We start from the raw sequence: 23,717 nt of genomic DNA, 5'->3' as shown, positions 1-23,717 counted from the left end.
AAGTGGTATTGTTGTTTTCAACTATAAAATTTGGGAACGTCCGATTTGGACGTTCCCGTTCTTATTCCATTAAAGCCCCCCTATAATGGAATAACTGTAAAGCTAATGAAGCTTTTTTAAAAGCTGCGTTTCGCTGCCCAAGCACCTTGCATTTTACTAAGGAATACAATTTGCCCAATATGATATGCGTCGTGCATTGCTAAACTCTTTAGTTCAAGCACTAATGAATTATCTCCTGGAATCTGTCTATACAAATCTTCATGTTCTGATTTTGCTAGTATTTTTCCAAGTTCACGATGAACATAAAAGTATTCTTGTTTTGTTTCCTTCCAATTTTCTAACGTCTCAGTAGGTAATCGAAATGTAGAGTCATTATTTTCTGCCTGTGGTTCATTCGCTGTTTCACCAAGAAATCGCATCAGATATCTCTTTTCAAAGAAAAGTAAATGACAAACTAATTCCCAAATGGAATTCATTGCCCCATCAGCTGGTTTCCAAATTGCCTGTTCAAAAGTGATGTCCTCTAGCACTTTTTCAAGTGGTGGAAACCAGTCTTCTTCATCTAAGCAGCTTGCCCATTGTTGTAACAAAAGTGTCTTTACATCCATTTTCTATTCCCTCCAATTTAATCCCTTTAATAGATATTCCCTTTGGTCAAAATTCATTTGCGGCGTGTTGTAGAAAGCTCACTAATTAAGGTGTCATGCCAATTCCTTGTTCAATTAAACTGGCCCTTTAACGGAACAATGAACGTTCTGTCATTCGGAAAATTCTGGTAATGTCAGTTTATCATAAGTTGTGTTAACTGAGAAAGAACAACTGTCTAAAACCATTTTGGTTATCGTAAAGTTATCTTTTAGATGTTTGATGGTGTCTAAGAATTGGAACCAGCTCAAATAATGGTCTAGATACATCATTCAAACGCTCCATCCAGCTCTTTAAACGGCTGTGATAACTATTTACATTCTGGATGTGATAAATCCCTTTAACTCGCTCCAACCATTTGCTTTTATAGCGATTGACGCTCAATTCCTTTTTCTTTGGCATAAGTCATAAACGCCCGCCAAGCAAATAGCTTGGAACCTAACGCTTCGTCCAAAATTTTTTTATAATAACCCTTTTCCTATTGTTTTGGAAAACGTTCTCTTTTGGCGGTCTCTGGCTATAAGAACGCATACTTGGTCCGTACTTATTCCTCTAAACTCCGAACTACCACCGCGTAAATTTGGTTTTCCAACTTGGATATTCCGTTTGCCTTTCTCGGAATAGAGGAAATAGGTTTCATTCTTTTCTACTATGCCATCGAAAAGTTCAAAATCCATCTGTTTCAATGCAGTTAGAATTTTATGCCTCCAATAAAAAGCGTCACATAATGAGCAACAATGGGTTTAGCTGATTTCCGAAGGGAATACCCTTCAATCATACATTCGATGAACTGAAGCCATTTACTAGGCATATGAGTTCTGTGAAGAGGAGTGTTCGTCATATCGTGAATGTTTCACCGCACTCTTTGCAGCGGTATCTTTGACGAATCAATGGTATTGATTGTAGTTATTACCTGATATTTACCGAAGCGAATGACATTAGTGGATTGACAATGGGTGCAGGTGTAGCCGTCTTTGTGTTTTTGTTCTGATACATCAGTGAATACAGACTCTGTTTCTCCCGCACTCCCTATGAAGAACTCCTTCAATCGCTGCTGTTCTCTTTGGCTTAGATTTTTGATTAGGTTAATTATGTCCGCTTACCGCCATTAAAACTCACTCGCTCTCAGTAATTTTAGTTCAATGAAGAACGAATGTTCGATCGAATCGAATAACAACATTATTCTTTAACAAAGCCAAAAACAAAAAGAACAGGAAGCGTCTTTATCAGGCGGTACCTGTTCTTTTTGGTCTCTTTTTTCAGGTTCAGTAATATGTAAAGAGACCGGGACCAGCCGCCTTGCTTATTTTTGTCTAGTGCCTTTAAAAAAAGGCGTGTAAGATCGGGATATAAATAATCGCTAAGATATGCTGTTCGGGTCCTGACCGGGTTTGCTGTGAGTTTACGATGGGAGCCGTTTTCGACAAATATTGATGGTCCAGTCGTCAACTCACTGACACTGGGGCTTACTTGATTTTGCAGCCATGTTTTGGATTCACATGTTCATTTTAAGTCGAAATGCTTTGTGACAACGTTGAAAAACATCCTTTATGTAAGTCGGGCCAGCATGAGCAGTTATTAACGAAAAAGTAAAAAGTGAAATTAAATCATATTTTTTTTTTGCTTGGGAAAACTAAACAAACAAGAATAGGAAGGAGAGAATGAGTATGAGTCGTGGTAAAAATTTTAATCATAAAGAAAAAGGTCACCCTGGAAATTTACCTAATAATAGAATAAGCGAAGAGAAGGAACACAGCCGACAGTATGAACAGATTGAGGATATTGTCACACATGAAGCTTTTAAAAATCGGGAAAAAGAAGACGAGATGCCTTAAACAGGGAAGCAGAATGTAGGTGGGGACATTATTAAAAGTGAGATTAAGCAACTTCCGATGCCGTTAAAAATTCACTTTTAAAGATTTCATTGCTATGTTATGGGGGAAACCATGAGCTTTGCTATGGTTTTTTCTTTCATTGCAAATAAATAAAAAGGAAAAGCCGGAGTATTAAACCGATATTTCTTATGTTTATATGTCTTTCCGTTCCATTTTATATCGATATGAAATTGGATGATCTGATCTTTGAATAAGACGACTTTCTTCTATTAATTAATAAAAACTAAATTTTATTGAAGAGCTACAAACCTGTAAGTAATTTTTACTCATTCTTAATTGCGGTGAGAGTCACAAACGTGAAAACTCAACATTAATCATAACAAGGACGACTTACCTGATTTTTTTTTAGTAATGGAGTTCATGAACTTAATAGCCTCCTTCTCCCGGAAGTTCCCAACTATAAGGGAGATAGTGAAAACAATTCCAAACCTTCAAAAATACTAATGACATGAATAACTTTAAGGAACGCTGATGCTGTATGGCCGGTACCTTTTTAATGCTACAGAATATGATAGTCTATACTCAGGTTTCGTTTATTTGCTGCCGAGATTTATATCAGAAGTCCAACTTATCAGATTTCAGCACAATGTCTTGTTGCTTCATTTTGTTTATTGCGATTTACTTCCAATTCTCGCTTAGATCTAATAAAAGCAATAAATTGAATCATTTCTTCTTCAGAAAGAGAGGTTCCATCGACAGCTAGCTCCATGTTTGGGAAATCCGTTAATTCCATGACTTGATTGGACTCTGTGGCATTTCCAGACTGAAAAACTGGATAATCTACTCTACCTAGAATGTAATCGGTGGATGTTTCATATAAGCCGGCTAATAAATTAATTGTTTCTAATGAAGGGCGGCGGTGCCCCGATTCGTAACCTGCATAGGTACTCTTAGCGATTCCGAGTCTATCAGCCGTATATTGCAAAGACCACCTTTTGCCCTTCCTTAATGCAGTTAATCTATTTAAAATCATCTTTATTACTCTCCTTTTATATATAAAACTATTATAACATCATATTACAATGAAGTGTACGCGTAATGAATAACTTACGCTTGATTTCACAGTGGAACATGACTATAATTACATATGTTGTACGCGTAATAGACATTCACAAAGTACATCCTTTCTGAGATGCTTAGAATGATTGGTAAACAGGGAGGCTCTATAGGGGGTAGTATATTGGAGAAGTTGAAGTCAAAAATTAAGAAGTTGATGTTGATTACTACCGGTGGTACAATTGCTTCGTTAGAAGGGAAAAATGGACTGGTACCGGAGATGAAGGCTGACGAAATTTTAGGCCACCTACCGGGATTAGATTTACAATGTCAGATTGATAGTAAGCCTTTGATGAATATTGATAGTACGAATATGCAGCCCGAGGATTGGACAGAAATGGCAAAATCCATCCATGAGTACTACCATGATTACGATGGCTTTGTCATCACCCATGGAACAGATACAATGGCTTACACTTCAGCTGCACTCTCATATATGTTACAAAATTTAGGGAAACCGATAATTATTACTGGTTCTCAAATCCCGATCGCCTTTAAAAAGACGGATGCCAAAAGAAATATCTCTGATGCGATTCGGTTTGCTTGTGAAGATATCGGAGGAGTATATGTAGTTTTTGATGGTAGAGTCATCCAGGGTACTAGGGCCATTAAATTGAGAACGAAAAGCTATGATTCTTTTGAAAGTATTAATTATCCTTATATTGCTTCTATATATGAAGATAAAATTGAGTATCTTAAGCCAGTTCATTCACTAAAGAATAAGGAACCTAAGTTAGATGGATCCCTTTGTACTGATGTTGCTTTAGTTAAGCTGCATCCCGGAATTAAGCCGGAATTCTTTGATTTTCTGAAAAATCAATATCGGGGAATTGTTATTGAAAGTTATGGAAGCGGCGGTATTCCATTTCAAGGAAGAAATATTTTAGAGAAATTGAATGAGTTGGTCGAATGTGGAATATCCGTTGTCATTACTACCCAATGTTTAGAAGAAGGGGAGGATATGGATATATACGAAGTGGGACGAAAAGTAAATAAGAATGTCATCATTCGTTCGAGAAATATGAATACAGAAGCCATCGTTCCTAAGTTGATGTGGGTATTAGCAAAAACACAGGAACCCAAAAAGGTGAAGGAAATGATGGAAACACCGATTGCAGAGGACATTACATTCTAGAACATACAAAGGGGCAAGAGGAAATGTTAATAGATGAAAAAACATACCGAATTGAAAAAGACTTTCTTGGGGAAAAGGAAATTCCAGCAGATGTTTATTATGGGATACAAACTTTACGAGCTGTAGAAAATTTTCCGATTACAGGTTACAAAGTTAATGAAGAAATGATTCGTGCACTTGCTATGATTAAAAAAGCAGCCGCTTTAGCGAATATGGACACGAAACGGTTATATGAAGGTATTGGAAGCGCTATCGTTAAAGCTTCAGATGAAGTGATTGATGGAAAGTGGCATGAATATTTCATCGTTGACCCAATTCAAGGCGGCGCGGGTACATCGATGAATATGAACATCAATGAAATCGTTGCCAACCGTGCGTTAGAACTTATGGGACACAACAAAGGTGATTATGCACATGTTAGTCCAAACAGTCACGTTAACATGTCGCAATCAACAAATGACGTATTTCCAACTGCCATTCATTTATCAACACTAAGACTATTAGAGCAATTGATACAAACAATGACAAAGATGAGTACGGTCCTAAAGAATAAAGCAAAACAATTTGATCATGTTATCAAAATGGGACGCACACATCTTCAGGATGCAGTGCCAATTCGTCTCGGTCAAGAATTTGAGGCCTATAGTCGCGTATTAGAGCGGGATATCAAAAGAATTAGTCAATCACGTCAACATTTATATGAAGTGAATATGGGAGCAACCGCAGTTGGAACGGGATTAAATGCAGATCCGCGCTACATTGAAAATGTTGTTAAGTATTTAGCTGAAATCAGTGAATTGCCACTTGTAGGAGCAGAACATTTAGTAGATGCAACACAAAATACGGATGCCTATACTGAAGTGTCAGCTTCATTGAAAGTATGCATGATGAATATGTCTAAAATTGCTAATGATTTACGTTTGATGGCTTCAGGACCAAGAGCGGGATTAGGAGAAATCACACTTCCAGCACGTCAACCAGGTTCATCGATTATGCCCGGAAAAGTAAATCCGGTAATGCCAGAATTAATTAATCAAGTTGCTTTCCAAGTGATCGGGAACGATAATACAATATGCTTAGCTTCAGAAGCAGGGCAATTAGAATTGAACGTAATGGAGCCAGTGCTTGTATTCAATTTACTACAATCTATTAGCATAATGAATAATGCATTCAATGTCTTTACAGATTATTGTTTAGAAGGTATTGAAGCGAATGAGCAACATTTAAAAGATTATGTTGAACAAAGTGTTGGTGTGATTACAGCAGTCAACCCGCACCTTGGTTATGAAGTGGTTTCACGTATTGCGCGTGAAGCGATTTTAAAGGGGAAATCAGTTCGTGAACTTTGTTTACAGTATGATGTGTTAACAGAAGAAGAACTGGATTTGATTTTAAATCCTTATGAGATGACAAAGCCTGGTATAGCGGGAGCGTCTCTTTTCAATCGGGAATAACCAGTAAAAGATAATATTAATCTATATAATGATGGAATAACTATGCCTTTCGGACCATTGGTTTAAAGGCATAGTTATTTATTTGTAAATAATATTCTAATGTGAAATTTTCACTCAGTCATCCTCGGTAATGCAATCGTCAAAGGTGTCATTAAGCCACCGTTAAATCGTTTGTTCCCCTCTTGAAACGAAATAGCTGCTTACGGCTAGGCCCGGCTCTCCAATTGTTTACACTTCCTTCCTTCTTTCTGTATTTGTTTAAATCGAATTCTTCGCCCAGTTTCCAAATGGCAAATAATTGTTTATTCCAAAAAAATATCACCTTTTTTGAAAATATAAACGTCCTTGGAGGTGGTATTATCAACTATGATTTGGCTGCCCACACCGGATCTCTTGATTAGGCAGATTATGGGTCCCGATAATCCATTTATACTGAGTACATAACACGATACAAAAAGGATGGTTTCCATTTCAGAGGGGCGATTCTTTGAAATGGTGAAGATATCTTTTATTAAGGCTCTTTTCGTAAAGATTGTTATTTTTAAAACGAAACTATTTAAGGTTGATTGGAGAGGAAAGCGAGCATCTGGAGGGGAAATTAACCACAACTCACTACCTGGTAAATAGCAACAAAGTATGTAAAACAGCCTTTATTAAAGTTATGAGCTGATAGTGTACTATCTTTAAAGAGTTTTTTTAAAGACAAATACGACAGTAATATTGTGAAAATTTGTTTCGGAATCTAATTTGCTATCCGGTCTAATCTTTATTGTTCAGCCATATGTTAAAAAGATGTAAGTAAAATGATTAAGGGGGAAGTGCTTTGTCAGAAGGATTGCATAGTATCATTTTACCGGTTCCGATAAGAACAGTATGGGGTTTTGTTAGTAGCATAGATCGTTGGGCACCTCTTGTCCCAGGGTATATCAATCATGAGATGATAAATGATGGGACACTTATATGGGAGTTTAAAAGCGATTTGGGACTAATGAAAAAGAAAATTAAACTTGAAGTGAATATATTGGAATGGAACGAACCCGATAAGGTAACATTTAAACTTAAGGGGCTAAATGAAAAATTTGAGGGCCATGGCTATTTTTTAGCAGAACAGTACGGCAGTGGACAGACTAAAATGACTGGCTGCCTGGCGATAACGGCAAAAGGTGCTAAAGCCCCGATTGTCAATGCTTTGTTAAAAACCTACGTTCCCCAAATGATAATCGAGTTTTCTGAGGCTATTGCACAAAGTCTGCTTGTACAAAAATAGAAATTACATATGGATTTAGGAATATTGATCATTGGCACTTGACAATTATACCTAAGTGGTATGTATTATAAATTGTAAGATTTTTATTCAAGCTTCACTTCAAACTGAACGGGTTTTATGATGAAGTCTGGATAGGATTCAAAAGTAATTGGCAGGTAGGAGGCAGACCTCACATGGAATATGATAAGCAGATGAAGAATAGAGTGAAGCGAATTGAAGGGCAGCTTCGTGGGATATTGAAAATGATGGAGGAAAACAAAGATTGTAGAGATGTGGTAACGCAGTTATCTGCCACTAGATCCGCAATCGACAGGACAATTGGGGTAATTGTAAGTTCCAATCTTGTAGATTGCGTTCGGGAGGCTAATGAAACCGGAGAAAAGAATCCCGAGGAACTAGTCAAGGAAGCTGTGAATTTATTGGTGAAAAGCCGGTAAGTCAATTTACATTTATGTTAATGTTGAGTTGGGATTATTAAGAGAATGATTATAAAACAATCTGTTCATACTGGGGAATATTGGTGGGGAAGTGGATTTTTTTATTAAATGGGTCTCTACAGGAGGAGGCCTATTTTTGTGAATTCTCTGTTTTCCTTTTATAATAAGCAAATCCTTTGATATAAAGAATTTGCATGTTATCCTTAAGGGGATAAAAATTGAGTGAGGGTATGCTATGGAATTTACGCATGTTACATCGGTTTTGCTCGGCCTTGTTATCATTCTTAATATATTATTTGCCACGATTGTCATATTTTTCGAAAGAAGGGAAGCGAGCACGACCTGGGCTTGGTTATTGGTGTTATATTTTCTGCCTGTAGTTGGTTTTATTTTATATCTTCTTTTTGGAACGAGTTTAAGGCACGCCCATTTGTTCCAATGGGAGGACAAGAAGAAGGTCGGGATTGAAGAAATCCTTGATAAACAGATGGAAGAGCTTTCTACAAATCATTTTCCCTTTCGAAATGCTTCTTCGAGTAATTATCGTGATTTGATTTATATGCACCTCCGGAACAATGATGCCGTTCTTACGGAAGATAATCAAGTCGATATTTTTACGGAAGGAAAAAAGAAGTTTGACCAGCTTTTTCAAGATATTGAAGAGGCTGAAAACCATATACATATACAATATTACATCATCCAAAGGGACGGCCTTGGTAAGCGATTCATTGAGGCTTTGACTAAAAAAGCTAATGAAGGCGTCAAAGTGCGAATTCTTTATGACGAGTTGGGATCTAGGGGAATGACTAAAAGTTTCTTCAGGGAATTTAGGCAGGCAGGAGGACGAGTGGAGGCATTCTTTCCATCCAAGTTAAAATTTATAAATTTACGTTTGAATTTCCGTAATCATCGAAAGCTTGTCATCATAGATGGAAAGGTAGGGTATGTTGGCGGCTTTAATGTAGGGGATGAATATTTAGGGCTTAACCCAAAATTCGGTTATTGGCGTGATACACACCTTCGAATAAGGGGTTCAGCTGTAAAAGCCATTCAAACCCGTTTTATCCTGGATTGGAATCAGGCATCAAAGCACCATGATATAACATATCAGCCTCATTATTTCCCTACTTTAGAGCCTCAAGGCAATATAGATTTGCAAATTGTGACAAGTGGGCCGGATTCTGAATGGGAACAAATTAAAAATGGCTATATTAAAATAATTTCTTCAGCAAAGAAATCGATTCTCATTCAAACACCTTACTTCATACCGGATGCAAGTTTATTGGATGCACTCAGGATTGCCAGCTTGTCTGGATTGGATGTAAAAATCATGATTCCGAATAAACCGGATCACCTTTTCGTTTATTGGGCTACAACTTTCAATGCAGGGCAATTATTAAGAGCGGGAGCTAAAATATACATCTATGATAACGGCTTTATACATGCGAAGATGATTGTCGTGGATGAAGAGGTCTCTTCGGTGGGGACAGCTAACATTGATGTCCGAAGTTTTAAATTGAATTTTGAAGTCAATGCCTTCATTTATGATGAAGGAATGGCCGAAACACTGACAAGCATTTTTTATAAGGATATCCAAGTCTGCAGGCAGCTTACAATTGAAGAGTTTGAAAAGCGATCAAGATGGATTCGTTTTAAGGAGTCCATTGCAAGACTGGTATCGCCCATTTTATAATTTAAAAAGAAGCGGCCCATTACTATGTGGGCCGCTTCTTTTGGTACAATAGAAAATGATCTATTAAAGGGGGAAATGCCGTGAAAACTTTTATTATCACAGGAGCTTCTAAAGGTTTAGGTGCTGCCATTGCCAAGCGATGTATGCGGACGAGTGATCATTGCATTTTAGTTTCCCGTACAGCCCATCCTGAAATGGAGAGGCTGGCTGGAGAATTCGGGACGAAACTTACATTCATTTCGATGGACTTGAATGAGACTGATAAGTTACCTTCCTTAATCATTGAGATTCTTGCTGCTGTCGATGAAAAAAGTGACATTTACTTCATTAATAATGCAGGTGTCATAGAACCGATAAAGCCGGTAGGGAACCTTGGTCAGGTAAATTTGGAAACAAGCATGCGGGTGAATTTCATGGCACCCATCGTATTGACCGATGAATTTGTTAAACTAACCCGGGACTGGAATAGAAAGAAGGTAGTGGTTAACATATCTTCAGGTGCAGCAAAAAAACCCTATCATGGCTGGGCTGCCTACTGCAGTACTAAGGCAGGGCTAGAAATGTTCACGCGGGTTGCAGGGTCGGAACAGGGTAAATTACCTTTCCCTACGTCTCTCATATCTTTTTCACCAGGTGTAATGGATACGGAGATGCAGGGAACAATCCGGTCAGCGGACGAACGGGACTTTTCCAATCGAGACAAATTCCATGAATATAAAGAGAAGGGTATGTTAAGGAGTCCCGAATTTGTGGCAGAAAAACTATTGCAGCTAATTGAAGTGGAAGATTTGGAGAATGGGAAGTTTTACGATATTAAGAATTTACTTTGATGTATGTAAGAATGGGTAAAACGGAAAATCAATTGATGGCTCATATTGAGGGGTGTCCTTTTGGACATCCTCTTTTTTATTAAGCATTCCTTTATTCCACTTCGTAAAAACCCCATCATTTAAATATCGCATGGGATACCATCATTATGGAAATGAGATAATTCGTTCTATCTATTAACCTGAATAACATAAACTTTTTGGAGGGGGTTTGGAGGGTTTTGAATGACGATCATTGTTGTGAAAAAAGGTGACAGTCTTTGGGAAATCGCCACGAAAAATAAAGTTGACCCATCGAGGATAATTGAAGTCAACGGATTGGAATCAGCAGCTTTGGTTCCTGGTCTGGCATTGTATATACCTAATCAAAATGTGGTGAATCGAAGGTATCTTATTAAAAATCAGGATAACCTTTCTGAAATAGGCAGTCGTTTTGGAACAAGTGCTGCGGCAATCATGAAGGCCAATCCAGGAATTGTTGCGAGCTCGCTAAAGGTTGGCACAGAAATTTCGATTCCGTCTCCTTTCAAAAATCAATTGATTACGCTGGGGTTTGCCTTCCCGACTTCTAGTGGGGTAGTATTTGAAACACTTGAGGAGAATGGTGATAAATTATCCTACTTAGCCATTGTAGCCTATTCCTTTACCGAGGAAGGCTTTGCATTCATTGACGGTGATGACCTCCCCCTAATCGCGAAATGCAAGCAAGCCGGGGTGACGCCGCTATTGATGATCCGGAATTTCCAAAAGGGGGATTTTAATGCTGACTTGGCTGGTGATGTTCTCACTAATTCAGGATTCAGAGCGAATTTAATCAATAGTATGCTGAATTTCGTAAGGGAGAAAGGCTATGGGGGTGTCAGTATGGATATCGAATTCATCCCTCCTGCACGACGTTCAGATTATGTGCTTTTTTTAAAACAATTAAAGGCGGGGTTGAACGAACTGATCCTCCATGTGAACGTACATGCAAAAACAGCAGATAATCCCGATAATCGAATTGTAGGCGGTCATGATTATCGGGGGATTGGAGAGGCAGCCGACCTAGTTGCCGTGATGACCATTGATTATGGGTATCCAACTGGCCCGCCTGAACCAATTTCCCCTCTTTGGTGGATGGGCGAGGTTATCCGTTATGCTTTGGCGAATATACCAGGAAGTAAATTACAGTCTGCATTTCCTATGTATGGATACGATTGGATAGTGCCTAGCCATGAGACTAAGGCTTTATCAGCGCAAAATGCCCAAAATCTAGCGATTGCAACTAGTTCTGAAATCACTTTCGATACTTCCGCGGCATCACCTACCTATTCTTATAGAAGAGAGAATTCGAAACATGTCGTTTGGTTAGAAGATATTCGTTCGATAAGCGCTAAATATGAATTGATTGATGCATATGAACTGATAGGGGCTACTTATTGGCAGATTGGTTTGCAATTCCCTCAGAATTGGGCGTTTATGGAACAGAATATCTTGATAATAAAATAAAACGAATTTGGGAATAGAGGAGGAGAATTTATTTTTTTGTCTGTTTATTTGTGTGACTTTCATCAGGACCAAGACAATCACACCGGGATTTTAATGTGATTCTATCGTGTTCGTGGCCTTCTAATCGCTAAAAAGAAAGGGAGCCATGGAAAATGAACGGCACCTCCAATTTGTTAGATGTTGTCTAACAATTGGAGGTGCCATGAAAAAAAGAAACCAAGAAAACACTGCCATCTAAAGGCTCTCAAGAAGCACTTCTTGCCGAATGATAACACTTACGTACAGAGAATGACTATCTAAAAAAGTCGAATGCCTTAGTTCAAGAAAAGAAAGCCCTACAAAGAAAGACATAGCGAAAGTAGTCCATGAACTAAGGAAACAAATTGATTTAAATCTGCTTCAATCGATTTCTAACATGGCACGGGCAAACGCCTTCGGTCGTGAGGATAAAAACACAGAAATTAAATCCCTGCCCAGGCTGCCTAATTAAATAAAGTGTCAACTTTTTGGGTTAACTTCAAAAACCAAGGCTCCTTTTTCTTTAACGGTGTATCGAAAGGAATGATGGATCGGCTAGGCATATTAGATCTTGACAGTGGTTGATCACGTTTCTTTCCCATGTAAGTCCTTCCTTTTAAAAATCGCATAAAGAAAGGCGAGGAAAATCAGGGTGGAAGAAAATCGGAACGTTGTTTCGACACTATATGTTTCTGTTATATAGCCTAACAGCAAGACAGAACCGGCAAATGTAAGATTGATGACCGCTCCCCAAACCGCATAAATTTTCGCAAGCGTCTTTTCCGAAGCATGGTCTTGGAATAGCTTGGTGTAAATCACTTCCCGGATTTGTTCAGGGAGACCATACAGACATGCCAGCAGCAATGCGAATGCTGGAATACTGGTAGATCCAAAAAGAAGGATCAGCATTGCACTGAGAAATAGTCCGAAAATGATGAAGAATCCTATATGCTTTTCTAGTAACTTGGCAAAACGGATGACGATCAATCCACTGAAAATCATGCCGATAAAGTAGCTTGTGTTAATGTATCCCCACCACTCCTCACCTAATTGCAAGTTCTCATCAACGTATACATAAATAACGGCAGCTACCCAAACGCTTGAAGCTAACGTTGTGATAAAATCAATGGAAATGAGTGTACGGATAGTTGGGAGATGGCGAATCGCTATCCATCCGGATTTAATCGAATCCCGGTTTGACGGACGAACGGTGTTCGTTGTTTGTTCTGAGACTTCAATTTTTACTGTATAGAGGGTTGAAACGGCAAACAGTATGACCGTAAGCCAGATAATGATACTGCTGTTCGTACTTATTAATAAGACGGAACCGAGAGGCCATCCTGCTACAAAGATGGTCTGGGTGATCATATTCAAGAAACCATTCGCCTTCATCCATTCTTCTTTTGGAACTAATTGAGGAACCAAAGCTGCGCTAACCGGGGCAGCGACTCCATCCAATAATGAAATCATGGCAATGAAGAATATGACGGCAACAGCAAAACCATGATTGAAATTTGTTATATAGATTCCTAAGACAACGAGTAAGATGGTCTTCCACCATTGAGATTGTACAAGGATTCCTTTTAAAGGAAACCTGTCGATGACAAGGGGGGCAAGCAGACTACTGATAAACCGAAAAATCGTTGTAGTGAAAGGGAGCAGACTCAAATAAAAGGCCGATCCCGTTAAGGTATATAATAGTGAAATCAACCCGACTACATAAAATATATCCCCTAGATTTGCAAACGCCTGACTGATCCAAAGGCGTCGAAACGATTTGTTTTTCATGAGTACCATCCTTTTACGAGAATAAAGTCCATTGATAATTAGAATGGTTTTTTATTTACACAGGATTCACTCCTTCATTTAATAGATTGAAAGAGCCGGGTTGGGTTGTTTTGTATAGATGATTTTACCATAATATGAATATATAGGTTCTGAAATGCTTGCTGATTATTGAATATAGAATTATACTCCTTAATATATGTTAAAAAAGGAGAAAAATTTTATGATTCGACGCTTTGCTACATATTACCTGCCGCATAAGCGGTTATTCATTATTGACTTCTTCAGTGCAGTGGTCGTTGCGGTACTTGAACTTGCATTTCCGCTCGCAGTTCAGTGGTTTATCGATACACTGCTGCCTGGCGATGATTGGTCGGCAATTGTTTCAGTAAGTGCCGGTTTGTTCCTTCTCTATATCATTAGTACCTTCTTACAGTTCATCGTAGGGTATTGGGGTCACAAATTGGGTATCAATATTGAGACTGATATGCGTGAAGAATTATTTGAACATGTGCAAAAACAATCTTTTGGTTTTTTTGATAACACGAAAACCGGCCATATCATGAGCCGTATAACCAATGATCTGTTCGATATTGGTGAACTTGCTCACCATGGTCCCGAAGATTTATTCATCGCCTTCATGACTTTTATAGGTGCATTTTGGATTATGCTGACAATCAATGTGAAACTGGCACTCATATCCGTATGTATATTACCGTTCCTCGTTTTATTGATTGTCATTAGTAATTTAAAGATGAATAAAGCCTGGAGAAAAATGTATACGGAAGTTGCTGATGTAAATGCCCGTGTAGAAGATAGCGTTTCAGGAGTGAGGGTTGTCCAATCCTTTACTAATGAAACATATGAAATGAATAGATTTTCTACTAATAATCGCAGATTCCGTAAAGCGAAACTTCTTGGATATAAGGTAATGTCCTTTAGCTTATCAGGCATTTACATGATGACGAGGTTTATGACCCTTGCCGTGTTGGTGATGGGAGCTTGGCTAACTTTTCATGGGCAGCTCTCTTATGGTGAACTGGTTGCATTCGTCTTATATGTTAACGTATTATTTAAGCCAATCGACAAAATCAGTGCGTTGATGGAACTCTATCCAAAAGGGATGGCCGGCTTTAAGCGTTTTACGGAACTTCTTGATGTCGCGCCTGATGTCGTGGATAAAAAGGATGCAATAGCGGTTTCTTCCCTTTTGGGGGATATTTCCTTTAAAGACGTATCTTTCAACTATGAAGAAAAAAAATCCGTTTTAAAAGGTATTGATCTTACTATTAAAGCGGGTGATACCATCGCTTTTGTCGGGCCATCTGGAGCAGGGAAAACCACAATATGTTCATTGATCCCACGATTTTATGACGTTAATGCCGGTTCGATTTCCATTGATGGAATTGATATTCGTGAGATGACGAAAAAGTCATTGCGGTCACAAATTGGCATTGTCCAGCAAGATGTTTTCCTATTTACAGGAACTGTTAAAGAAAACATTGCGTACGGAATGCTTAATGCATCAGATGAACAAATTGTGGAAGCCGCAAGGAAGGCCCATTTAGAGAATTTCATTGAAGGACTTCCAAAAGGCTATGAGACTCAAATAGGTGAACGTGGTTTGAAATTATCGGGGGGACAGAAACAACGGATTGCAATAGCAAGGATGTTTTTGAAGAATCCGCCAATATTAATTCTCGATGAGGCAACCTCTGCACTCGATACTGAGACGGAACGAATAATTCAGAAGGCCCTTACTGAACTTGCCGAAAACAGAACAACGTTAATCATCGCACACCGATTGGCAACCATTCGTAATGCTGACAAAATCGTAGTTGTTACGGAAGAAGGAATTGTTGAAGAAGGCGGTCATGATGACTTACTTAAACAGGGGGGGATTTTTTCCAATCTACATCAATTACAATACCAAAAATGATAAAAAGCTATATGTCCTTACGAGGATATATAGCTTTTTTAATAGAATGGAATGGTGTTCAATCAATCATGATTTGGATAAAACACAATTTTAAATTGATATTACAAAAGGAATCCAACAAATTACAGCTCCCTTTTAATGAAGAAATCGAAAAATGGTAGAAACTTTGCCATTATTTCTATTTTCCCAAAAAAGAAAAATAGAAATTCCGTTTCGTCTTTTAACACTCAAGGTTGCGAGGGGATGGGAAGTATTAGCAGGTTAAACGTTCGAATTGAGGCGAAATCTAATAGGTTCGCCTATATCAATAGGATTGGCAGTGCATACAATAAAGGGGAGACGGAGAGGCCATAAACCAGAAAAAAGTAAGGAGTGTAAATCGTGAAAGTAATGACTATTTTAGGGACTCGACCTGAAATCATCAGATTAAGTCTAATAATCAAGAAATTAGATCAGTATGCCGATTCACATATTTTAGTGCACACCGGACAAAATTTCACCACATCCTTAAGCGAAATATTCTTTCAACAGCTACAGGTAAGAACCCCTGATTATGTCTTGTTGAAACAGCAGCAAACCCTCGGGGAACAGTTAGCGGCCATTTATAAGAATTTAGAAACTATCATATTAAATGAAAAGCCTGACAAAGTATTGGTGTTGGGGGATACGAACTCTGGGCTCAGCTCCATCTTAGCAGAGCGGATGGGTATCCCCGTCATTCATATGGAAGCAGGAAACCGTTGCTTTGACCTGGAAGTGCCAGAGGAGAAAAATCGAAAGATCATTGATGCTGTATCAAGCTTGAATTTACCTTACACTCCTCAAAGTAAAGAGAATCTTTTGAATGAAGGTATCCCCAGTAAAAGAATCTATTTATCGGGAAACCCCATTTTCGAGGTTTTGAACTATTACAACAATGAGATCGAGCAAAGTGTAATTTTGGACAAATTGAATCTCGATAAGGAGGATTATTTCCTCGTTACAGCCCATCGTGCCGAAAATGTTGACTATGAAGATCGATTGATCGAAATTATGAAGGGCATTAATTTGGTCGCCGAAACCTATCAAAAAAGAATCGTATGCAGTTTACATCCCCGGACAAAATCCCGCATAGAACTCAGCCCCAAATTAGAAGTGCACCCATTAATTGAATTCCATGAGCCATTTGGGTTCTTTGACTTCGTAAAGCTTGAAAAAAATGCTTTTTGTGTGCTGACCGATAGTGGAACCGTTCAAGAGGAATGCTGCTTGTTCCATGTACCGACCGTGACGATTCGAAAAACAACGGAAAGGCCAGAAACAATTGAGTCGGGCAGCAATATGTTATCGGGAATTAACGCTAAACAAATTGTCAATTGTGTGAAGGTTATGGTTAACCAGCAAAAGAACTGGACTTTTCCAGAAGGCTACAACCATAAAAATGTTTCGGATAAAGTGCTTAAAATAATACTGGGAGGCCATGAAATTGATTAAGAATCGAACAATCTTGGTAACAGGCGGTACAGGCTCATGGGGATATGAATTGGTTAAGCAGCTATTGGACTTTGAACCGAATGAAATACGGATTTTTTCAAGAAATGAGTCCAATCAATTTACAATGAAACAAGAGTTTGATAATAATCCTAAATTGCATTTCATAATCGGAGATGTAAAAGAGAAGGAAGCTTTATTGGAAGCATGCCAAGGTGTTGATTATATTTTCCATTTGGCAGCGTTAAAGCATGTTCCTGTATGTGAAGATCAACCTATTGAAGCTTTAAAGACGAACGTAATTGGAACCCAGAATGTTATAGAAGCCGCTATAAGCTGTAATGTGCATTCAGTTGTGAACATTTCTACAGACAAGGCCTCGAATCCATCCAATTTTTATGGTCTATCAAAGGCAATGGCGGAAAGACTGATCATACACGCTAATACATTAAACACAAAAACAAGATTTGTTTGTATCAGGGGTGGAAATGTTTTAGGAACGAACGGAAGTGTCATCCATGTATTTAAAAAGCAAATCAAAGAAAAGGGAAAAATAGGTATCACGGACTTAAATATGACAAGGTTCTTTTTAACCATTGAAGATGCAATTAAATTGGTATTTAAGGCAACCTTTGAAAGCATTGGCGGAGAAATATTCGTGATGAAAATGCCATCCTGTAAAATTATTGACCTTGCTCAAGCATTGATCGATTCTTCTGATGTGGAAAACGTTGACGTGGATATCCTAGGTATTAGGCCTGGAGAAAAATTGCATGAACTCCTCCTCTCCGAATACGAAAGTAAAACAACGATTACTTTTGATGATGAGTACTTTGTTATTCTTCCTACAAACCAATCAGAAGAATTAAAGGAACATTATTCAAAATATAAACCTGTAAACTTATTGAACTACAATTCCAGCAAAGAATTGATGAGTAAAGACGAAATCAAAGAGATTTTACAAAAAGGCAGGTTTATTTAAATGAAAGTACTAATCCTTGGCGGAAAAGGGATGGCAGGACACGTAATTACAGCTTATTTTCAACAAAATCCACAGTATATAGTGTTCTATACATCAAGGGATCCTGAAGATAAGGATAGTATCTACCTGGATATTACGATCCCAACAAAGTTGGAGGAAATCATTGAATCTATAAAGCCTGATATTATTGTTAACTGTATTGGTATATTAAATGATCATGCGAGCAATAATCCGAAGCTGGCCTTTCAGGTAAATAGCTTACTGCCACATGAGTTGGTCAAATTAACTGAACGGAACAATGGTAAATTAATTCATATTAGTACAGATTGCGTGTTTTCAGGAACGAAAGGAAATTATACGGAGGGTGACATTCCTGACGGTACTTCTTTTTATGCTCAATCAAAACAACTGGGAGAAATCATTAGCGATAAACATTTAACTATTCGTACCTCAATTATCGGTCCAGAGTTAAAAGAAGATGGCATAGGGTTGTTTCAATGGTTTATGAAGCAAAGAAATCAAATTATTGGTTATGAGAAAGTGCTGTGGAATGGAGTGACAACACTTGAGCTGGCTAAAGCCATTGAAGCATTGATTGAGAATAACGTAACAGGCTTATATCATTTAGGTTCTGAGAATAAAGTGTCAAAATATAATCTATTGAAATTAATCAAGAGGACCTTTAATAAAACTGATATTGAGATTTTACCTGACTCACATATCGTACTGGATCGAACAATAAAAAATACAAGGAACGATTTTTATTATCATATTCCCACTTATGAACATATGCTGAAAGAATTAAAAAGTTGGATGGAAAAGTAATGAGCCAGATGCCTAAATTATTAATTACGGGGGCAAGCGGGTTTACTGGTCAGCATGCGTGTAATCACTTTGTAAACGCAGGTTTTGCTGTTACTGCTGTTTCTAGAAAGGGTTTCGGAAATGGTCAAGTTGAGACAGAGCTTTGTGATCTAACAAACAAGGAAAATGTAGGTAAGTTAATAAAGAAAGTGAAACCCGATTATCTTCTTCATTTAGCAGGGCAAAACCATGTAGGAAAATCATGGATTGATCCTGTTTCTTCTCTGGAAGCAAACTCCATGTCAACCCTTTATTTAATTGAAGCACTAAGGCAAGAAAATCCAGCCTGTAAAGTGGTTATAGTCGGTTCAGCCCTGCAATTTGACCCTCAAAATATTTCAACTCTAACACACCCTTATAGTTTAAGTAAAACACTTCAGGTACTTATTGCCCAATCATGGGGAGTACTTTACAACATGAATGTCGTTATAGCTAAGCCCTCAAACTTGATAGGCCCCGGAATATCAAATGGTGTTTGTTCCATATTTGCAAAAAAGATAGTCGATATGGAAGAAAATAAAGCTGAAAAAGTACTTGAAGTAAGTAATCTGCAAGCAAAACGGGATTTTGTGGATGTAAGAGATGCGGTAATTGCTTATGAAATACTTTTAACCCAGGGGAAACCAGGGGAAATCTATGATATTGCTTCAGGGCATAGCCACTCTTTAGGAGAAGTGATTACCGGTTTTAGAAACTTAACAACGATTGACTTTGAAATAAAGTCTAAAAAAGTAAAGGATCAGGAAGAAGGCAGGGTTGAAATTTCAGCAGTGGAAATCGCGAAATTAGGTTGGAAACCAGTTCGTTCATTGAAGTCATCCTTAGAGGATATTCTTTATTATTATCGTAAAAATAAGCCCTGAATTCAAAGACAGATAAAAACATTCTAAACACTTGAGGAGTGGATTAAAAATGAGAGATGTAGGTATTGTAATGCCAGTTTATAAGCAAGATCCAAATTATCTTGAATTAGCACTACGTTCGGTACTACAACAAACCTACGGAAACTTTTACTTAGTAATTGTATCGGATGGAGCTCCATCCGATACAGTTGAAGTAATCCAAAAGGTAACTAAAGGGGATGAAAGAGTTCACCTTATTTTGAAAGAAAAAAATGAGGGAGTGGCAAAGACATTAAATATTGGATTTGATCATTTTATGCAGTTAGATGAGGTAAAATATTTTACTTGGGTTTCCAGTGATAATTTCTATTACCCAACTTATGTAGAAAAACTAAGAAATGCTTTAAATACTGCTCCAGATAATGTTGGCTTGGCCTATAGTAGCTTCCGGCATATCGATGAAAATGGTGATTTCTTGAAAGAACCAAATTTCGAGAAGTTTTATAAGTATCAGGATCAACCTAAAGAATCCCTTCTAGATTTTTGTTTCATTGGAACATCATTTATGTATAAAAAAGAAATTGCAGCCATGATTGAAGGATACAAACTCGAACCTGTTGAGGATTATGAGTATTGGCTCCGGCTAACAGATCATTGTGAAATTGTTTATATACCTGAGGCCTTAATGCATTATCGAACCAATTCACCTTTGAGTGTTTCCGCTCAACTGAGGAATTCAAAAGAAGAGCATCGCAGATGGAGATATGCTTTTAATCTTGCTAGGCAGGAAGCGAGAAATCGAAGGAAGGTTCCTTTTTTGCTAACGATTATTTACCCAGTGCTGGATGGGAAGGAAGGAACTATAGAAAAATTAGAACAACTTTTAGAACAAACATTTAGTAATTTTAAATTAATCATTATCGATAGGAGCTTTGATAAATCTGCTATTAATGTACTTCAGCATATTGAAGACCCGAGAATAAAATTTTTAAACGTACCGGGTATTACTGAGAGGGAATCTATCATAGAGGGGATGAAAGAAGCCGATACACCTTTTGCATTAATATATGGAAAAGGGAATTTCCCTTCCTCTCCATCAATGCTAAGTAACTTTATTATCCAAGTAATTCAACTACAAGTAAATGATTTTGCCATGGTTGATCATAATGACTTTAATGCAGGTAAACGATTAATTATTAGTAAAGAAGCACCTGTTTTTGGAAATCTTTATAAAACGGAAAAGCTAAAGGAGATCTTGTCAATATAGTGTTCTTTTAATTAAATTGAGGGTGGGATCAATGAGTGAAAATCATACTTCGTTTTTACCTAATGTATTAGTCAACTCTTTACCAAAAAGCGGAACCCACTTGCTGTTACAAATTATACTAGGAATACCTGGCATGGAAATAACGCCTGCATGGGTCATTGAGGATAAAGATTTGGATATGATAAAGCCAGGATCCGTTGGACCAGCACATCTGGTGTATTCTTCTGAACGAGCGCTATTATTAAAACATAAGAATTTGAAAGTAATATTTATTAGCAGGGATTTAAGAGACGTTGTTGTATCACTTGTTCACTTTATCATGTTAAACAAATGGGGAAACCACCTATGGACCCCTTATCTAACAAGCTTAAAGACACATGAAGAAAGGCTGCTTACAATGATAAAAGGTGTGAGCTTATCAAATGAACAATATGAAGAGTTTGGTATTACAGAAATTCCTAATATAAGGCAATTTGCTCAGGATAAATTAGGGTGGTGTAAAGAGCTTGGAATTTGTTCCATATCCTTTGAGGAACTTGTAATCGATAAAGAATCACAACAAAAAGCAATAATGAAGATCATAGAGTTTTTGTGGGATGATCTTAAACTATTAAGAATAAGTAAGATGGAATTATTACAGAGGATAAGGGGAAATATCAAACCTGAAAGTTCAGGAACATTTAGAAAAGGAAAAATTGGTGATTGGAAAGAAGAATTTAATGAAATTCATAAGGAAGCTTTTAAAGAAATTGCGGGAGACATTCTTATTCAATTAGGATACGAAAAAGATAATGACTGGTAAATATCATTTTGTTTATTACTAAATAAGTAGGATAAAAATTTGAAACGGTATGGACTTGTTTTTTCATTGTGGCAGACTCATTCAGAGTGAAATTATTTACACATAGCAAATGTGTTTCCGGTAGTTCAGTGAATAATGACCGAAAAACTCTAGGAAGCTTATGTTCTTAACCAATTTGAATATAAAGCTTCCGATTTTGAGTGTATAAATAAAAGGAATTCAATTGTTACTGAATTGTGGGAATGTTCCGCGTGTCGTACTAGAAGACTAAAAAGAATATTAATTCAGTGGGTACAAAAATAGGCGTAGGGATCTGAAAAATACATAACGAATCTTTGCTAGTTCAAATATATTGATTATTAGTACGGGTTAAAGTTCATAGTTAATAAAACAAGTTAATGTTGCTCCTACGAGGGTAAGCAGTTTTCCTTGGATGAATGTGAGGAAATGTTCCTTAGTAAGGCAATACATTTTCAGTCATCATAATCAAAAGAGAGGTTAAAGCTAAAATTCAAAAAGATACATTTGGATTGTCAACACTAAATCAAACAACTTTTTTAAGGGATAACTTTTTAAATTCTAGAGGGCTTACGTAGCCTAAAGTTCCATGAATTCGTAGCTTGTTAAACCAGTTCACATAGTCTCCAAATTCGAGTGTAAGCTGAGCTAAGCTTGCGAATGTTGTTTGATTGGCGAACTCAGTCTTAATGATTAAGGTCGCTTCCGCGACAGCGTTATCATAAGGGCAACCTTTCATACTTAGTGAACGACCAATCTCAAATATGGTTAATGTTTCGTCAATCAGCTTGTTTTTAAACTCATTCCCTCGATCTGTGTGGAAGAGCTGAATATCACGGAGGTTCCCTTTGATAGATGCAAACGCTCTTGCCACAAGCTTGGCGTCCTTGTTAGGTCCTGTGCTAAATCCAATAATTTCACGATTAAAGAGATCGACAAAGACACATATGTAATGCCATTTATTTTTGACTTTGACATATGTTAAATCGCTGACCACTACTTTTTTTTCTTCTTCTTGTAGAAATTCCCGATTTAATTCATTAGCCTTGACTGATTCGTTACATGCGGTCTTTTGCGGTTTGTACTGAGCGACTGTATAAGAGGAAACAAGCCCCTGTTCTTTCATGATCCGGCCAATTCGCCTTCTGGAGACCGTAAGGCCTCTTTTCTTTAATTCAACCTTAATCTTACGTGTTCCGTACGCCTTACGGTTTTTATCAAAAATGTCTAAAATGGCGTTTGTGACATCGTCTTCTGAGGTTCGTTCTTTTGCTTCGTAGTAATAGGTGCTCCGTGAAAGCTCTAGGACGCCACACATTGCTGATACCGAGTATTTATCTTTGTTCCGTTTAATGACATTTACTTTCGTCCTAGTATCAGCGCGGCTTGCTTTAAAATATCATTCTCCATCTGTACCTTCTTCAGTTCTTTTCGTAGTTTAATAAGTTCTTGTTCCTCAGGAAAACGGTTATCTTTTTCTTTAAAAGAACCTGTGTTTTCACTCTGTTGTATCCACCGGTCTAAAAGAAGAAGGAGTAAGTTCATATTCTTCAATAAGAGCCTTTCGGTTTTTCCCATTTTGGTAGAGTTGAATGATCTGTTGATTAAATTCGGAAGTGAACGTACGGCGTTCTCGCTTGGTCATTTTGAGTGCTCCCTTATCTGTAGTGAGTTAAGTGTATCTGCCCTTAAAACTTCTGTCCAGATAAGTGTAGACGATTCACCTTTTTCTTATGGCACTAACGGGGCAGGTTAGCATTCCTGTAGTTCGTTATTTTTCAGCTTTGAAAAAAATAGGGCTCCTCAGTAAGATATGAGTAAGACATCACTCTA

General features: G+C 37.7%; 18 protein-coding genes and 2 pseudogenes. 15 read left to right on the top strand and 5 right to left on the bottom strand.

The window, feature by feature from the left end:
* Positions 1 to 116: 116 nt before the first annotated feature.
* On the bottom strand, positions 117 to 608 hold the full coding sequence (locus SB775_RS05915; RefSeq protein ID WP_098372726.1) for a DinB family protein: 492 nt from the start codon (positions 606 to 608) through the stop codon (positions 117 to 119).
* A gap of 150 nt (positions 609 to 758) precedes the next feature.
* A pseudogene (locus tag SB775_RS05910) lies at positions 759 to 1,738 on the bottom strand (IS1595 family transposase).
* A 574-nt stretch (positions 1,739 to 2,312) separates the two neighbouring features.
* Between SB775_RS05910 and SB775_RS05905 the strand changes: the two are divergent.
* Entirely contained in the window at positions 2,313 to 2,480 is a 168-nt protein-coding gene (locus SB775_RS05905; protein ID WP_162878727.1) for a hypothetical protein, read from the top strand.
* Between the two features lie 631 nt (positions 2,481 to 3,111).
* Here the strand turns inward: SB775_RS05905 and SB775_RS05900 are convergent.
* Entirely contained in the window at positions 3,112 to 3,513 is a 402-nt protein-coding gene (locus SB775_RS05900; RefSeq protein WP_410860847.1) for a helix-turn-helix domain-containing protein, read from the bottom strand.
* A gap of 228 nt (positions 3,514 to 3,741) precedes the next feature.
* On the opposite strand from SB775_RS05900, the gene SB775_RS05895 reads away from it, so the two are divergent.
* The 7 genes from SB775_RS05895 (at position 3,742) to SB775_RS05865 (ending at position 11,897) form a co-directional block, all read left to right on the top strand.
* Complete coding sequence (locus tag SB775_RS05895; RefSeq protein WP_410860964.1) at positions 3,742 to 4,731, top strand: asparaginase; 990 nt, start codon at positions 3,742 to 3,744, stop codon at positions 4,729 to 4,731.
* 23 nt (positions 4,732 to 4,754) lie between these two features.
* Positions 4,755 to 6,185 carry an aspartate ammonia-lyase gene (gene aspA / locus SB775_RS05890; protein WP_061463460.1) on the top strand — a complete coding sequence of 477 codons (1,431 nt, stop codon included), beginning with the start codon at positions 4,755 to 4,757 and terminating at the stop codon, positions 6,183 to 6,185.
* Between the two features lie 823 nt (positions 6,186 to 7,008).
* Positions 7,009 to 7,452, top strand: a complete 444-nt coding sequence (locus SB775_RS05885; RefSeq protein WP_410860846.1) for an SRPBCC family protein — start codon at positions 7,009 to 7,011, stop codon at positions 7,450 to 7,452.
* Positions 7,453 to 7,625: 173 nt separating this feature from the next.
* Positions 7,626 to 7,889: a metal-sensitive transcriptional regulator gene (locus SB775_RS05880; protein WP_061463458.1), complete on the top strand. Its 264-nt coding sequence runs from the start codon at positions 7,626 to 7,628 to the stop codon at positions 7,887 to 7,889.
* A 235-nt stretch (positions 7,890 to 8,124) separates the two neighbouring features.
* On the top strand, positions 8,125 to 9,582 hold the full coding sequence (gene cls / locus SB775_RS05875; RefSeq protein WP_061463457.1) for a cardiolipin synthase: 1,458 nt from the start codon (positions 8,125 to 8,127) through the stop codon (positions 9,580 to 9,582).
* Between the two features lie 80 nt (positions 9,583 to 9,662).
* Positions 9,663 to 10,412, top strand: coding sequence for a (S)-benzoin forming benzil reductase (locus tag SB775_RS05870; protein WP_410860844.1), 750 nt, complete (start codon positions 9,663 to 9,665; stop codon positions 10,410 to 10,412).
* Positions 10,413 to 10,634: 222 nt separating this feature from the next.
* Complete coding sequence (locus SB775_RS05865) at positions 10,635 to 11,897, top strand: glycosyl hydrolase family 18 protein (protein WP_410860843.1); 1,263 nt, start codon at positions 10,635 to 10,637, stop codon at positions 11,895 to 11,897.
* A gap of 603 nt (positions 11,898 to 12,500) precedes the next feature.
* Here the strand turns inward: SB775_RS05865 and SB775_RS05860 are convergent.
* Positions 12,501 to 13,703, bottom strand: a complete 1,203-nt coding sequence (locus tag SB775_RS05860) for an MFS transporter (RefSeq protein ID WP_410860841.1) — start codon at positions 13,701 to 13,703, stop codon at positions 12,501 to 12,503.
* A gap of 220 nt (positions 13,704 to 13,923) precedes the next feature.
* On the opposite strand from SB775_RS05860, the gene SB775_RS05855 reads away from it, so the two are divergent.
* The 7 genes from SB775_RS05855 to SB775_RS05825 all read left to right on the top strand — a co-directional run bounded on the left by SB775_RS05855 (position 13,924) and on the right by SB775_RS05825 (position 21,866).
* Positions 13,924 to 15,639 (top strand): ABC transporter ATP-binding protein, encoded by a 1,716-nt coding sequence (locus tag SB775_RS05855; RefSeq protein WP_410860840.1) that lies wholly within the window; start codon positions 13,924 to 13,926, stop codon positions 15,637 to 15,639.
* A gap of 381 nt (positions 15,640 to 16,020) precedes the next feature.
* A complete protein-coding gene (gene wecB / locus SB775_RS05850) occupies positions 16,021 to 17,112 on the top strand; it encodes a non-hydrolyzing UDP-N-acetylglucosamine 2-epimerase (protein WP_410860839.1) in 1,092 nt (363 codons plus the stop codon).
* Entirely contained in the window at positions 17,105 to 18,091 is a 987-nt protein-coding gene (locus SB775_RS05845; RefSeq protein ID WP_061463450.1) for a polysaccharide biosynthesis protein, read from the top strand. Before wecB ends, SB775_RS05845 begins: the two co-directional genes overlap by 8 nt.
* Positions 18,092 to 18,916, top strand: coding sequence for a dTDP-4-dehydrorhamnose reductase family protein (locus tag SB775_RS05840; RefSeq protein ID WP_410860837.1), 825 nt, complete (start codon positions 18,092 to 18,094; stop codon positions 18,914 to 18,916).
* Positions 18,916 to 19,818: an NAD-dependent epimerase/dehydratase family protein gene (locus SB775_RS05835; RefSeq protein ID WP_410860836.1), complete on the top strand. Its 903-nt coding sequence runs from the start codon at positions 18,916 to 18,918 to the stop codon at positions 19,816 to 19,818. The genes SB775_RS05840 and SB775_RS05835 overlap by 1 nt, the downstream gene beginning before the upstream one ends.
* Before the next feature lie 49 nt (positions 19,819 to 19,867).
* Positions 19,868 to 21,064 (top strand): glycosyltransferase family 2 protein, encoded by a 1,197-nt coding sequence (locus tag SB775_RS05830; protein ID WP_410860834.1) that lies wholly within the window; start codon positions 19,868 to 19,870, stop codon positions 21,062 to 21,064.
* Positions 21,065 to 21,095: 31 nt separating this feature from the next.
* Complete coding sequence (locus SB775_RS05825; protein WP_410860833.1) at positions 21,096 to 21,866, top strand: sulfotransferase domain-containing protein; 771 nt, start codon at positions 21,096 to 21,098, stop codon at positions 21,864 to 21,866.
* Positions 21,867 to 22,410: 544 nt separating this feature from the next.
* Here SB775_RS05825 and SB775_RS05820 read toward each other — a convergent pair.
* A pseudogene (locus SB775_RS05820) lies at positions 22,411 to 23,529 on the bottom strand (IS3 family transposase).
* Between the last annotated feature and the right edge of the window lie 188 nt (positions 23,530 to 23,717).

Source organism: Peribacillus sp. SIMBA_075 (genome assembly GCF_046534585.1).
This window is presented reverse-complemented; position numbering and strand designations above follow the sequence as displayed.

What these genes read in the sequence shown, in the direction of transcription:
- SB775_RS05915 (WP_098372726.1), bottom strand. Translation starts at nt 608, where the DNA reads ATGGATGTAAAGACACTTTTGTTACAACAATGGGCAAGCTGCTTAGAT.
- SB775_RS05905 (WP_162878727.1), top strand. Translation starts at nt 2,313, where the DNA reads ATGAGTCGTGGTAAAAATTTTAATCATAAAGAAAAAGGTCACCCTGGA.
- SB775_RS05900 (WP_410860847.1), bottom strand. Translation starts at nt 3,513, where the DNA reads ATGATTTTAAATAGATTAACTGCATTAAGGAAGGGCAAAAGGTGGTCT.
- aspA (WP_061463460.1), top strand. Translation starts at nt 4,755, where the DNA reads ATGTTAATAGATGAAAAAACATACCGAATTGAAAAAGACTTTCTTGGG.
- SB775_RS05880 (WP_061463458.1), top strand. Translation starts at nt 7,626, where the DNA reads ATGGAATATGATAAGCAGATGAAGAATAGAGTGAAGCGAATTGAAGGG.
- cls (WP_061463457.1), top strand. Translation starts at nt 8,125, where the DNA reads ATGGAATTTACGCATGTTACATCGGTTTTGCTCGGCCTTGTTATCATT.
- SB775_RS05865 (WP_410860843.1), top strand. Translation starts at nt 10,635, where the DNA reads ATGACGATCATTGTTGTGAAAAAAGGTGACAGTCTTTGGGAAATCGCC.
- SB775_RS05860 (WP_410860841.1), bottom strand. Translation starts at nt 13,703, where the DNA reads ATGAAAAACAAATCGTTTCGACGCCTTTGGATCAGTCAGGCGTTTGCA.
- SB775_RS05855 (WP_410860840.1), top strand. Translation starts at nt 13,924, where the DNA reads ATGATTCGACGCTTTGCTACATATTACCTGCCGCATAAGCGGTTATTC.
- SB775_RS05840 (WP_410860837.1), top strand. Translation starts at nt 18,092, where the DNA reads ATGAAAGTACTAATCCTTGGCGGAAAAGGGATGGCAGGACACGTAATT.
- SB775_RS05835 (WP_410860836.1), top strand. Translation starts at nt 18,916, where the DNA reads ATGAGCCAGATGCCTAAATTATTAATTACGGGGGCAAGCGGGTTTACT.
- SB775_RS05830 (WP_410860834.1), top strand. Translation starts at nt 19,868, where the DNA reads ATGAGAGATGTAGGTATTGTAATGCCAGTTTATAAGCAAGATCCAAAT.
- SB775_RS05825 (WP_410860833.1), top strand. Translation starts at nt 21,096, where the DNA reads ATGAGTGAAAATCATACTTCGTTTTTACCTAATGTATTAGTCAACTCT.